The sequence below is a fragment of the Providencia sp. Je.9.19 genome, from assembly GCF_051129765.1.
Lineage (GTDB): Bacteria > Pseudomonadota > Gammaproteobacteria > Enterobacterales > Enterobacteriaceae > Providencia.
Genome location: NZ_JBCPSS010000001.1, coordinates 465,593 through 479,008 on the forward strand (window position 1 = coordinate 465,593; position 13,416 = coordinate 479,008).

Consider the following 13,416-nt stretch of genomic DNA (forward strand, 5'->3'; position numbering starts at 1 on the left):
TTAAAACGGCATTTTAAGCATACTACTAATGTAGTGTTTAAAGTGCCGTTTTAGGTTTGCGAACTATCTGTTTTTTTCAGTGAAATTGATTAAAACACCTGCAACAATCAAACAGACACCCACAAGTTGTAATAATAAGTTATGGTTCTGCGCACTATTAAAAATATCAATGAGTAAGCTTGAAATCATTTGGCCACAAATAGCTAGAACAGAGGTCAACATAACGCCTAATAGTGGCAATACATAACTATTAATGACGACAAAAAATGCGCCAATAATGCCACCAACAAAAGTAATTAGTGGAATTTCAGTTAAGTTAATAGATTGGTAATCTTTGAATATTAGTATAAAAAAGGTTAGAAATATAAAACCGATCACATGATTAATTAAAGCACTATAGAATGGATTATATTGATAAGCTAGTTTTCCATTTAGCGTGCGACTAGCTACAATACAAATACCATTGAATAGTGCAATAAAAATATAAATAGTCATTTAATTACCTGCTAACAATTAATAAAACACTACCGCTAAGTAGCAGAATGCACATTAAAAAATCTTTAAATTTAATTTTTCTTTTTTTCAGGCCAAACCATCCAAATGCATCTATTAATAAACTAAAAAGTATTTGTCCGGTTATCATCAAAATAATACTTCCAGATAATGATAAAGTGCTATTAACTGTAATTGCAGCTAAAAGAACCGTGAATGCTCCAGGTATTCCACCGAGATAATAAATTATTTTAATAGTTCTATGTTCTGAGTGAATGACTTTCTTTTTGCTCAGATACAAAAAATATATAATTAAGGAAGCAAGAGAGCCAATTGCATGGGTTATCCAAGAGGCGGTTAGGGGGGTAGTAAAATGAGCTAGGTAGCTATTGCTCATAATCATTAATGAGAGAAGTACTCCCGAAATGAATGCATATAATGATAAAATATACTTGTTATTCATATTGATATATTTTTTTAAGTTGTATTTTTGTATGGATAAGATATGCTTTTTTATTTTGGCTGACAAGAAAACATACTGTTTACTTATAGTTGACAATGGGTGATTACATGATTGATATGAATGTTTTTCCTATTTTAATTGCCGTGGCAGATAACTTAAATATAACTAAGGCCGCAGAATCATTAAATCTCACTAAATCTGCGGTAAGTAAGGCTTTACAAGGCGTTGAAGATAAATTAGGCGTTAAGTTATTTTACCGAACGACACGTAGTATCAGTCTTACTCAGGTTGGTATCATTTATATTGACTATATTCGGCAATCTCATCAATTGGCTATTACAGCTGATGATATGATTTCGCAATATAGTGAAAAGGCTTCAGGCATACTTCGGATATGTGCACCAATGTCATTTGGTACATTACATTTATCTAAATTGATGCCATTATTTATGCGTAAATATCCTAATTTAGAGATTGAATTATTCTTAGATGATAAGGTGACTGACTTAATTAGTGGTGGATATGATATCGCTTTGCGTATCGGTGAGTTATCTGACTCATTATTGGTAGCGAGAAGATTATCTCCCTGTAAGAGCCAACTTTATGCATCTAAAGAATATCTGGCAAGAAATGGAATACCGAAAAAAGTTTCAGATTTAAAAAATCACAATTGCTTAGCATATTCATTTTATCAAGCGGGGCAGGAATGGATTTTTTACTATAAAGGACAAAAATTTAGCCATATTCCTAAAGGTAGTTTTCGTGTTAATAATAGCCAAGCTTTAGTCAAAATGGTGGAGGAGGGCATAGGGATTGCTTTATTGCCAAATTTTATCACTTTAGCCGATGAAACTAATAATCATTTAGTACCAATACTCGTTGATCATGAGCTACCTGATCATAGTATTTATGTCGTTTATCCAGAAAAAAAATACTTACCAAGAAAAGTTGCAGTATTGATTGAGTTTTTGCAGGAGCAACTTGGGGCACAAAGTGAGTATCAAAATAGAGTGGAGAAGGGCTTAGTAGACAATAATGAGGTAAAGCTGAAAATACACAGTTAAATGACAATGGAAAAAGAGCTATCCTACTTTATTGAGTTAGCTTTAATAAGCTGCTATTTTTAGCTAGATTGGACTATCGAGAGTGATAAGAGGATAGACGATATGATAAAACTAAGTTAATTACAGGGTCACATATTAAATTTTACAAATAATGAGTGAGTTACATTCATTTTAGTGAGAAATTAAGTGGATATACTCGGATTTATTTTTACTTTATTACCTATTGTTATTTCTCCTGGTGCAAGCTTTGCCATTGCGCTTAATAGTACATTGAATACAGGCTTTAAAGGATTAGTTATACCGATTATGGGTACAGGTCTTGGTATCTTGACCCATGGGCTCTTAGTCGGTGTTGGTTTAACTAAAATTATTGTTTCTTCTCCTTGGATGTTCAAATTGATTGGTATCTTAGGTGCTATTTATCTATTTTATCTTTCAGTTATGTTGATCTACTCAGGAATAAAAGCATCGAGACCTGTATCAGGGATTGTAATTAAATCAGTAACGATGAAAGATGCATATTTAGCCAACTTACTTAATCCTAAAGCGATAATTCTTTATCTAGTTGTAGTTTCGAATTTTGCAGGCACTAATCCTACATTAGCTGACTTTATTATTTTATCCTTAATTCATATTATTATGATGTCACTATGGCTGATATTGGCATGCAGCTTGTTAATATACTCTTCAAAGAAAATTGATGTCATTAAATTAAAAAAAGTAATTAACATTGGGGGTGGGATACTGCTAATGGTGATGACTCTCTATTCATTTTTGGTTGCTGAGTAGGAAATAGAATTACTCTCAAGTTCTATAATATCATCGCACGCATAGTTCAGTTAGATGGTTTATGTAAATGTAGTGACTGCTGGTGCCATGGCAACGATGATAGAAAGTCTGTTTTAGACGTTGCGATATTGTAGATCAAACTTATCAATGCAACTCTCTTTTCAATTAGCTATATTTCTAAAAAATTAAAAGTGAGTTTTGTAAAAAAATCAGACTTTGTGGCTAAATTGATTAAGCAGCTTAAGTTATGCGCCAGTGCTGTATAAATGATGTTAAGTTTTATAGTCTTATTGAAAGATTGTGATATAAGATGAAGTCATAACAAAACATAATGCCCATGTCACGACATGAGCATTATGTTATTTGAATTGAGAAGCTGGGCTAAATAAATTACTGCTTACACGTTAAACAAGAAGTTCAATACATCGCCATCTTGAACGATATATTCTTTACCTTCGGCACGCATTTTGCCGGCTTCTTTAGCGCCTTGTTCACCACGATATTTAATAAAATCATCAAATGCGATAGTCTGTGCGCGGATAAAACCTTTTTCAAAATCGGTATGAATTTTACCTGCTGCTTGTGGTGCAGTAGCGCCGACAGGGATAGTCCAAGCTCGAACTTCTTTTACACCCGCTGTAAAGTAAGTTTGTAGTTCCAGTAGCTCATACCCAGCACGAATTACACGGTTAAGACCAGGTTCTTCAATACCTAAGTCAGCCATAAATTCTTCACGATCTGCATCTTCAAGTTCTGCAATATCAGATTCGATTGCTGCACAGACAGGAACAACTACAGAACCTTCTGATTCAGCAATTTTATAAACCACATCTAAATATGGGTTGTTTTCAAAACCATCTTCATTGACGTTGGCAATGTACATAGTTGGTTTTAAGGTTAAGAAGCTTAAGTAACGGATAGCGGCTTTGTCTTCCGCAGATAAATTTAAGCTGCGTAACATGCCTGCTTGTTCAAGGTGAGGCAGACATTTTTCTAATGCTTCTAATTCTGCTTTAGCGTCTTTATCGCCACCTTTTGCACGTTTCTGTACGCGGTGAATTGCACGCTCACAAGCATCTAGGTCAGATAATGCAAGTTCTGTATTGATGATTTCAATATCAGATGCAGGGTCGACTTTGCCTGAAACGTGAATGATATTGTCATTTTCAAAGCAGCGAACTACGTGGCCAATAGCTTCGGTTTCACGGATATTCGTTAAAAACTGATTTCCAAGGCCTTCACCTTTGGATGCACCCTTAACCAAACCTGCGATATCAACAAACTCCATCGTGGTTGGCAAAATACGTTGTGGTTTTACGATTTCGGCTAATTGATCAAGACGCGCGTCTGGCATTGGCACAACACCCGTATTGGGTTCAATCGTACAAAAAGGAAAGTTGGCCGCTTCGATACCGGCTTTGGTCAATGCATTAAAAAGTGTGGATTTACCCACGTTAGGCAGACCAACGATACCGCATTTAAAACCCATATGTCTCGATCCTTAATAGCAAGGGGCAGACTTGTGCTGCACCTGATGTTAGAAAATTGCCGCTGATTATACACAAAAAGTAGACTTTGATGAAATGAAGTCTTAGAGGTGGTTGACCTTATAAACTTATTTTTATTGTAACAATAATCAAAGTAGCAATTAATTTTGTATGATTAGTTTTATTCTTATGATGTTGCTTTAAAACTATGTAGTCGGTTAATTGCTTTATTCATACCTTCAGTTAAAAGGATTTCAGTGCAGCTTAATGCTTCATCAATAGCTTCATCAATCAGTTTTTGCTCGGACATGGGCGGTTTTCCTAAAACAAAGCCGACAACTTTACTTTTATCGCCAGGATGACCAATGCCAATACGTAACCGATAAAAATTAGGATTATTAGCAAATTTGCTTTGAATATCTTTTAAACCGTTATGTCCACCATTACTGCCACCAAGCTTCATTTTTGCCACGCCGGGAGGAAAGTCGAGTTCGTCATGAGCGACTAAAATTTCATCAAGTTCGATACGATAAAAATTTGCAATTGCAGCAACGGCTTTACCACTTAAATTCATAAATGTTGTTGGTACTAAAAGGCGAACATCATTGCCACCAATATTAATACGTGCAGTATAACCAAAAAATTTTGGCTCTTCCTTTAACGGTTGATTATGACGATCGGCTAGTAAATCAACATACCATGCTCCTGCGTTATGTCGAGTTTGCGCATATTCAGCGCCTGGATTAGCAAGACCAACAATTAATTTTATTTTGCTCACGGATTCGATTTCACAGTCAGTTTATAGAAATAATGCCCTAGTTTACCCTGTGAGAGAAAGGATGTAAAAAATGCCACTCATAAAGTAACCATGATTATTATCATCATCTGAATTATTCGCTATTAGTATTGCTTTGAGAAAGGCACATTATGTGCAGATTTATCGGTAAAATTCTGTACATGTGATGTCTATCGCAAATAATTTTACTTAGCGCACTATAATACTTACATAAATATAAAGTTTTACCGAATTTTTTTACACTTGCTGACTTATCAGGTTACTGATAGTGGAGGTAGTTATGAAACGTAAATTTGCTCATGTGGTTGGTAATGTTTTAATGGGAATAGGGTTAATCATGATGATTGGTAGCATCGGAGTTAATCTATTCTCTCACGTTGTCAATTTCGGATTGTCAGAATTGGTTACTAACGGCTCACTTTTCGGCATATTTATTGGGGCATTAGTTTGGTTAGTAGGTGCAAGAGTTGGCGGTAGAGAAAAAGTTGCAGACCGTTACTGGCTGCTAAAACACCACTATCGTAATGACAATCATCGTTATCCATAATATTAACGGCATAGCAATAATTATAGAGTATTAATTGCATAATTTTGACAATTATCGGGCAGTTAATACATTGCAGTTATTAATAATATGAATAATAAGAGTGATGTTCTTTATATGGGGAACTCGCTCTTATGTCTTTTATCATGCCTATTAGTATTAAATTATTATCAAAGCCTAGCATCCATTCAAATTAGTTACTCATTCGTTACCCAAATCAATTATTCAAATTAACCACAGATAATATATATCTATTTGTTTATCATGATATTTTATTGTCATGATGCCATTGATAAGTTTGAATATTAAGAAATCCTGAGGAACTCTTATGAGGAGTGTATTTATGAATGAGGTAATCGAATTATGGTTTAAGTGAGATAAATAAAAAAATAAAGCCCCTACAGTTGGATGTCAACTGTAGGGGCGCTACTTCTTTCGTGACCTATCGCTTTGTTTAGCTTAAATAAAAAAACGGGATATTAATACCCCCGTTTTCAGGTATTAGTGCTCGAACATTGCTGATATAGACTCTTCATTACTGATACGACGTATTGCTTCAGCTAACATACCTGACAGGGTCAAGGTGCGAACATTAGGCAATGCTTTGATTTCAGGAGAAAGAGGTATGGTGTCACAAACAATAACTTCATCAATAACTGAATTTTTGATGTTGTGTACAGCATTACCTGAAAAAATTGGGTGAGTTGCATAGGCAAATACGCGTTTAGCACCACGTTCTTTCAGCGCTTCAGCAGCTTTACATAGCGTGCCACCTGTATCTATCATATCGTCAACTAGAATACAGTCGCGACCTGAAACGTCACCAATAATATGCATTACTTGAGAAACGTTCGCGCGTGGGCGGCGTTTATCAATGATAGCCATATCAGTGTCATTTAGCAGTTTAGCAATTGCTCTAGCACGAACGACGCCGCCGATGTCTGGAGATACAACAATTGGGTTTTCCAAGTTCTTCTGTAACATATCTTCAAGAAGAATAGGGCTACCAAATACGTTATCAACAGGAACATCAAAGAAGCCCTGGATCTGTTCTGCATGTAAGTCAACGGTAAGAACACGGTCAACCCCAACACTGGACAGAAAATCTGCAACAACTTTAGCGGTGATTGGTACACGGGCAGAACGTACGCGACGATCCTGTCTTGCATAACCGAAGTAAGGAATAACAGCGGTAATACGACCAGCAGATGCACGGCGCAGGGCATCGACCATAACAACCAGTTCCATCAGGTTATCATTGGTTGGTGCACAGGTTGACTGGATGATAAAAATATCACCACCGCGAACATTTTCATTAATTTGAACACTGACTTCGCCGTCGCTAAAACGACCAACAGCCGCGTCTCCAAGATTAGTGTAAAGGCGGTTAGCAACACGTTGTGCTAGTTCCGGTATAGCGTTACCAGCAAAAAGCTTCATATCGGGCACGAGAAAAACCTCAGGCTTGCGTCCAGAGAGATATTGTTGACCAATAACATTGATTGATGATATCAGTGATTATTGGTGCAATACACGGGTTATCCCAGCGCGGAATCTGTGCAGCGGTGATTCATTTGCCCCTTGGGCTATAAATCCCTGCACCCACGATGGGGCTTTATTTAACACCTTAAGGGCATCAGCTTGTGTTTTAAATTCAGAAAAAACACAAGCGCCTGTTCCTGTTAGGCGAGACGGAGCGTATTGTAACAGCCAAGAAACTAGCTGTTCAACCTCACGAAAACGTTTTCTTGCAATTGGTTCGCAGTCATTAGCGTACGGAGCCAGTAATAATGCGGCTAGAGAGCGTTTTGGAGAATTTCGATTTAATTGCGGATCTGTGAAGATTGTCGGGGTTGAAATTTCAATTCCGGGGTGCGCGACCAAATACCAATTCTCTTTTGGGGACGCAGGGGTTAAAATTTCACCAATTCCTTCGGCAAATGCAGCATGCCCTTTAACAAAAACGGGCACATCAGCGCCAAGTGTTTTACCCAACTCCGCGAGTACCTCATCAGAAACTTGTGTTCCCCAATGTTCATTTAATGCAATTAATGTTGTTGCAGCATTGGAAGAGCCGCCGCCAATCCCTCCACCCATTGGTAAAACCTTATGGATACTGATATCAGCACCAAGAGCTCCCTGATGTTGTAGGGTATTTTTGCAATAAGATTGTAAAAGCTTAGCTGCTTTGACAATTAAATTATTTTCAGGCTCAACGCCTAACATTTCTGTGGTTAGATTTAATTGGTTGTCGGCACGCGTCGTGACAGTAATTTCATCACCATAATCTAAAAATTGAAATAAGGTTTGTAACTCATGATAACCGTCAGGTCGCTGTCCTGTAATATACAAAAAGAGATTTAATTTTGCGGGTGAGGGCCAAGTTAAGGTCATTTTTTCAGTGTCCAGCTATCCATTTTTAATTTGATTATTCTATTACCTTGGCGTAGTTCAAGGTGATTAGGGAGCATTGGCACCGTTTTGTTGTCATAGGAAATATAATCGAGTTGCCATTTTTCACCATTTTGTTCAAACATAACTGTTTTTAATAAATGATTTTCATCTAAAGTAAATTCAGTCGCTCGTCCCGGAGAGCCGGTCAGCCAGGAAGTTAAGTCATCTAATGGAATTTCCATACCTGTTAATTGATAAATGAGCTCGCTCGGGACATCACTCATATGTGTTTTACCATCTTTGGTGGTCAAGCGTGCTAAATCTGGTTCAACAGTCAGTTCAAGCTCACGGCTGCCAAGTGGATTAGTCAGTAGCAAACGATACTTTTCAGGCGTGTATTGTTGCCAGAAAAATTTTGCATAGGTTTTTGTTTCTCCACCATTGTAAACAAAAGAACCCCGAGTTTGGTAATCACGTAATTGAGCCAGTTCTTGTTGATGGGTTTTCCATTGTGCATCCGAGGCTGAGCCAGTCCCTTTAGTGGTGTTTTGTGACGTTGTCACACATGCGGTTAGCATTAAACACGAAAGCGGTAATAGACGTAAAAAGCCTTTAGCAGGGTGGAGAAATGACAAATTTTGGGAAAAGTACATATTATCGAGTCTCAACATAGTATTCCGTGACAACATAATTTTAGGTAACAACTTATTTTTACTGGCGACGGGATGATTTTATCATTTTTCCATTAGCTGGGCGAGGTCGGCAGTGATTACACTATGAGCAAGTACTATGAGTATTAGTTTAGCAGTTTAATGGGACGTTAATCTTGAGTAATTTTTACTATGAATACTCGATATTCGTTACTCAATGATATTAATGCCGTATTTAATGATTCAACATAAAGAAAAAATGCGCCAATATTGCTAATTTATCAATCAGATTGGGTTTATTCGTTCACTTTTATCGTGAAAGCCCATTTGCTTTGTGTGCGAAATAATTGCATTCTATATGCATGTTATTGTTATTGATAATTTTATAAGTTATAAAATATTAACAGAAGAATAGAAAAGAATTGTGCAGAATAGTAAAATTAAATAAAGCTTTAAAATTTATTTAATCAATATTTAATCACCGAGTTTACTTGATATTTTTGCTTCAATTGTAGGTTAATTTTTTGGTGTCGATCATCTTTCTGATGATAGCTAATCTCTACCCGTAGATCGATGTGCGCTAATCATCTACAATACACCAATATAAACAACAGTCGTGCCGTTATTATTTGGCATTACTTATAATGATAAATAATTAGCAATGTGAGCCTGTCGTAAGCACAATGACCTTATTAGCATTAGGCATTAACCACAAAACAGCACCAGTAGCCCTGCGTGAGCGGGTGACTTTCGGTCCTGATAAAATTGACCATGCACTTGGGGAGCTACTTAAGCAGCCTCATGTAAGCGGGGGCGTTGTGTTGTCTACTTGTAATAGAACTGAACTGTATCTAAGTTTAGGAACACAAGAGAAAGCACAAGAGCAATTAATTAATTGGTTGTGTGATTTTCATGATATAACCCCTAAAGATTTGAAACCGAGTCTTTACTGGCATCAAGATGACCAAGCTGTGAGCCACTTAATGCGAGTAGCAAGTGGGCTTGACTCATTAGTGCTCGGTGAGCCTCAGATTTTGGGGCAAGTGAAAAAAGCATTTGCACTTTCACAAGGTAATCATTCATTATCCAGTGAATTAGAGCGTCTTTTTCAAAAGTCATTTTCCGTGGCTAAGCGGGTACGTACCGAAACAGATATTGGCGCAAATGCAGTATCAGTTGCGTTTGCAGCTTGTACTCTCGCAAGGCAGATTTTTGAATCATTGAAAAATTTAACTATTTTGCTTGTGGGTGCCGGTGAAACGATTGAATTAGTTGCACGCCATTTGCGAGAGCATGGGGTTCAATGCATGATGATAGCTAATCGAACCCGTGAGCGTGCCGAGTTACTTGCAAATGAAGTGAATGCGCAGGTCATTACGTTATCAGATATTGATAACCGCCTAGCGGAAGCGGATATTGTCATTAGTTCTACTGCGAGTCCATTACCTATTATTGGTAAAGGAATGGTCGAGCGTGCAATGAAAGCGCGTCGTAGTAAGCCTATGTTATTGATTGATATTGCGGTGCCTCGTGATATTGAACAAGATGTTAATAAATTAAGAGATGTTTATCTCTATACTGTTGATGACCTAGAGTCTATTATTCAGCAGAACCTTGCTCAGCGCAAAGCCGCAGCTGTTGAAGCTGAATTTATTGTTGAGCAAGAAAGTAGCCATTTTATGGATTGGTTGCGTTCACAATCGGCGGTATCTACAATTCGCGATTATAGAGAGCAGGCTGAGGCAATTCGGGCTAATATGACCGAAAAAGCGTTGATGGCAATAAGTCAAGGCGCTAATCCTGAGCAAGTGATTATGCAGTTATCGCAGCAATTAACCAACCGACTTATCCACGCTCCAACCAAATCTTTGCAGCAAGCTGCTGGGAATGGTGATATTGAGCGTTTGAATCTTCTTAGGGACAGCTTAGGGCTGGACCATCAATAACCACTTTTTAATCATAGGTCTGATATAACGAATGAAGCCTTCTATTGTCGCAAAACTAGAAGCATTACAAGAACGCTACGAAGAAATTGAAGCGCACCTTGCAGATGCAGGTGTAATTGCCGATCAAGACCGTTTTCGTGCTTTATCAAAAGAATATTCACAGTTATCTGATGTTGCTAAATGCTTTACATCATGGCGCGCTGTGCAGGATGATATTGAAACCGCTGAAATGCTGTTAGATGATCCTGAAATGAAAGAAATGGCTCAAGAAGAGCTAAAAGATGCCAAAGCGCGTAATGAAGAGTTAGAACAGGAATTACAATTACTGTTACTACCGAAAGATCCCGATGATGAATATAACTGCTTCCTGGAGATCCGCGCAGGCGCAGGCGGTGATGAAGCTGCAATATTTGCGGGCGATTTATTCCGTATGTATAGCCGTTTTGCTGAAAATAATCGCTGGAAGGTTGAATTGATGAGCGCCAGTGATGGTGAACATGGCGGTTATAAAGAGGTTATTGCAAAAATTTCAGGTGATAACGTATATGGTCGTTTGAAATTTGAATCAGGCGGGCATCGTGTTCAACGTGTTCCTGAAACCGAGTCACAAGGCCGTATTCATACTTCTGCTTGTACTATCGCCATTTTACCTGAATTACCGGAAGCCGAATTACCTGAAATCAGTCCGACTGATATCCGTATTGATACTTTCCGTTCATCAGGAGCGGGTGGACAGCACGTAAATACCACCGATTCTGCTATTCGTATTACGCATATTCCAACGGGTATCGTGGTCGAGTGTCAAGATGAACGTTCTCAGCATAAAAACAAAGCGAAAGCGATGTCAGTGTTAGGTTCGCGTATTCGTCAAGCAGAAATGGCTAAGCGTCAAGCTGCTGAAGCTTCGGAGCGTCGTAATTTGTTAGGAACAGGCGATCGTTCAGACCGTATCCGTACTTATAATTTTCCACAAGGGCGTGTGACTGACCATCGAATTAATATCACGTTATATCGTTTGGATGAAGTGATGGAAGGTAAATTAGATTCATTGATACAACCTATTATCAACGAATATCAAGCTGACCAACTTTCTGCTTTGTCTGAGCAGGATTAATGCAATTTAGTGAATGGTTAAAGCAGGCAGGCAGTCGGCTGTCTGCTAGCGACAGTGCAAAACGGGATGCTGAAATCCTATTAGAACATTGCACTGGGCGTAGCCGTACCTATATTATTGCCTTTAGTGAGACTGAGCTTAGTGCTGATGAGCAAGCTCAACTTGAGCCACTTTTGCAGCGGCGTGAGCAGGGCGAGCCTATTGCTTACATTATTGGCGAGCGCGAATTTTGGTCTTTGCCTTTGTATGTTTCCCCCGCAACATTAATTCCACGACCTGATACAGAATGTCTTGTAGAACAAGCGTTAGCGCACCTCAATCAAAGCCATTGTCATTTGCTTGATCTTGGGACAGGTACAGGTGCAGTTGCACTTGCTCTAGCGTCAGAACTACCTGATAGCACCGTGATTGGCGTGGATTTTAGTTTGGAAGCGGTCGCTTTAGCGCAAAAAAATCAACAACGTTTGAATATTTCGAATGTTCAATTTATACAAAGTGATTGGTTTACTTCACTATCGATTCAACAATTTGATATGATTGTTAGTAATCCTCCTTATATTGATGAACGTGATAATCACCTCAATGAAGGTGATGTGCGATTTGAACCAACAACTGCGTTGGTAGCAAAAGATAATGGTTTGTCTGATTTAGCACATATTATTGCTAAATCGAAGTATTATCTGAAAAATCAAGGGTGGTTGCTTCTTGAACATGGTTGGCAGCAAGGATTAGCTGTGCGAGAGTTATTTAAACAACATGGGTACACCAATATTGAAACCTGCCTCGATTATGGTGGACGAGATAGAGTCTCACTTGGCCAGTGGCAGCGCTGAGTGAGCGAATGCAGTGGGAAAGAATGAAAACCATAGCAAATATTGAATTTAATAAGTTACCTTTAAGTGAAGGCATCATGATGGTTTCTCAGAACATCTGCCTCGATTTTCCATTTATAAAGGTTCAACATCAACTCGATAGCCTAGTTTCAGCAGCGAAAGTTGCAATAGACTTGCAAGCCGATAATAATTCAAAAATTGAACAACTTATTGCCTTATTTTATGGTGAGTGGTCATTTGGCCCAGCTGAAGGTGTCTATTCATTATCTGACATGTTATGGCTAGATAAAGTCTTGTCCTCGAAACAAGGGACGCCAGTGACGCTTGGTTCAATTTTTCTGTATATTTCTGAGCAATTAGGCATTGATATCGCCCCCGCTATTTTTCCAACGCAATTGCTTTTTGTTGCAGAAAAAAATGATGGTTCTCAGTGGTTTATTAATCCTGTGAATGGTGAAACATTATCATTGCATACACTGAGTATGTGGCTAAAAGGGACCGTTGATCCTTATTCAGAACTCTTCTACGATAAACTTGAAGAAGCTGAAAATAGTGTGATCATTCGAAAAATCTTCGACACATTAAAAGCGGCTTTAATGGAAGAGAAAAAAATGGAATTAGCGTTAAAAGTGTGTGAAACACTATTAACACTTGATCCTGAAGACCCTTATGAAATCCGTGATCGTGGACTTATATTGGCACATTTAGATTGTAATCATGTCGCCTTGAGCGACCTGAATTATTTTATTGAACAATGCCCTGAAGATCCGGTATCAGAAATGATTAAGATTCAAATCTATTCATTGGATAACCATCCGGTAGTATTACATTAATTAACGTAGAG

At 38.0% G+C, this 13,416-nt stretch carries 14 protein-coding genes; 7 read left to right on the forward strand and 7 right to left on the reverse strand.

From position 1 onward, the window contains the following. Positions 1-63 precede the first annotated feature (63 nt). Positions 64-495 carry a DMT family transporter gene (locus tag AAZR93_RS02290; protein ID WP_434718850.1) on the reverse strand — a complete coding sequence of 144 codons (432 nt, stop codon included), beginning with the start codon at positions 493-495 and terminating at the stop codon, positions 64-66. Positions 496-499: 4 nt separating this feature from the next. Further along, positions 500-955: a DMT family transporter gene (locus AAZR93_RS02295; protein ID WP_434719619.1), complete on the reverse strand. Its 456-nt coding sequence runs from the start codon at positions 953-955 to the stop codon at positions 500-502. Between the two features lie 107 nt (positions 956-1,062). Between AAZR93_RS02295 and AAZR93_RS02300 the strand changes: the two genes are divergently transcribed. Beyond that, entirely contained in the window at positions 1,063-2,019 is a 957-nt protein-coding gene (locus AAZR93_RS02300) for a LysR family transcriptional regulator (RefSeq protein WP_434718851.1), read from the forward strand. Positions 2,020-2,205: 186 nt separating this feature from the next. Beyond that, complete coding sequence (locus AAZR93_RS02305) at positions 2,206-2,808, forward strand: LysE family translocator (protein WP_434718852.1); 603 nt, start codon at positions 2,206-2,208, stop codon at positions 2,806-2,808. A gap of 397 nt (positions 2,809-3,205) precedes the next feature. Here AAZR93_RS02305 and ychF read toward each other — a convergent pair whose 3' ends face one another. After that, positions 3,206-4,297 (reverse strand): redox-regulated ATPase YchF, encoded by a 1,092-nt coding sequence (ychF, locus tag AAZR93_RS02310; protein WP_294103350.1) that lies wholly within the window; start codon positions 4,295-4,297, stop codon positions 3,206-3,208. 185 nt (positions 4,298-4,482) lie between these two features. Further along, positions 4,483-5,073 (reverse strand): aminoacyl-tRNA hydrolase, encoded by a 591-nt coding sequence (pth, locus tag AAZR93_RS02315; protein WP_294103351.1) that lies wholly within the window; start codon positions 5,071-5,073, stop codon positions 4,483-4,485. 298 nt (positions 5,074-5,371) lie between these two features. Between pth and ychH the strand changes: the two genes are divergently transcribed. Beyond that, positions 5,372-5,638 carry a stress-induced protein YchH gene (gene ychH / locus AAZR93_RS02320; protein WP_434718853.1) on the forward strand — a complete coding sequence of 89 codons (267 nt, stop codon included), beginning with the start codon at positions 5,372-5,374 and terminating at the stop codon, positions 5,636-5,638. Positions 5,639-6,136: 498 nt separating this feature from the next. Here ychH and prs read toward each other — a convergent pair whose 3' ends face one another. From prs to lolB, 3 genes are all read right to left on the reverse strand, one after another. Continuing rightward, on the reverse strand, positions 6,137-7,084 hold the full coding sequence (gene prs / locus AAZR93_RS02325) for a ribose-phosphate diphosphokinase (protein ID WP_294103355.1): 948 nt from the start codon (positions 7,082-7,084) through the stop codon (positions 6,137-6,139). 69 nt (positions 7,085-7,153) lie between these two features. After that, positions 7,154-8,029 (reverse strand): 4-(cytidine 5'-diphospho)-2-C-methyl-D-erythritol kinase, encoded by an 876-nt coding sequence (gene ispE / locus AAZR93_RS02330; protein WP_434718854.1) that lies wholly within the window; start codon positions 8,027-8,029, stop codon positions 7,154-7,156. Continuing rightward, a complete protein-coding gene (lolB, locus tag AAZR93_RS02335) occupies positions 8,026-8,682 on the reverse strand; it encodes a lipoprotein insertase outer membrane protein LolB (protein WP_434719620.1) in 657 nt (218 codons plus the stop codon). Before lolB ends, ispE begins: the two co-directional genes overlap by 4 nt. A 680-nt stretch (positions 8,683-9,362) precedes the next feature. On the opposite strand from lolB, the gene hemA reads away from it, so the two are divergent. The 4 genes from hemA to sirB1 are packed head-to-tail and all read left to right on the forward strand — an operon-like array spanning position 9,363 to position 13,405. Beyond that, the gene (gene hemA, locus AAZR93_RS02340; RefSeq protein ID WP_434718855.1) at positions 9,363-10,625 is read left to right on the forward strand and encodes a glutamyl-tRNA reductase; all 1,263 of its coding nucleotides are present in this window, start codon (positions 9,363-9,365) and stop codon (positions 10,623-10,625) included. A gap of 31 nt (positions 10,626-10,656) precedes the next feature. After that, positions 10,657-11,739, forward strand: a complete 1,083-nt coding sequence (gene prfA, locus AAZR93_RS02345) for a peptide chain release factor 1 (protein WP_294103361.1) — start codon at positions 10,657-10,659, stop codon at positions 11,737-11,739. Beyond that, positions 11,739-12,572 carry a peptide chain release factor N(5)-glutamine methyltransferase gene (gene prmC, locus AAZR93_RS02350; protein ID WP_434718856.1) on the forward strand — a complete coding sequence of 278 codons (834 nt, stop codon included), beginning with the start codon at positions 11,739-11,741 and terminating at the stop codon, positions 12,570-12,572. Before prfA ends, prmC begins: the two co-directional genes overlap by 1 nt. Positions 12,573-12,595: 23 nt before the next feature. Beyond that, entirely contained in the window at positions 12,596-13,405 is an 810-nt protein-coding gene (gene sirB1, locus AAZR93_RS02355) for an invasion regulator SirB1 (RefSeq protein WP_294103365.1), read from the forward strand. Positions 13,406-13,416: the final 11 nt, after the last annotated feature.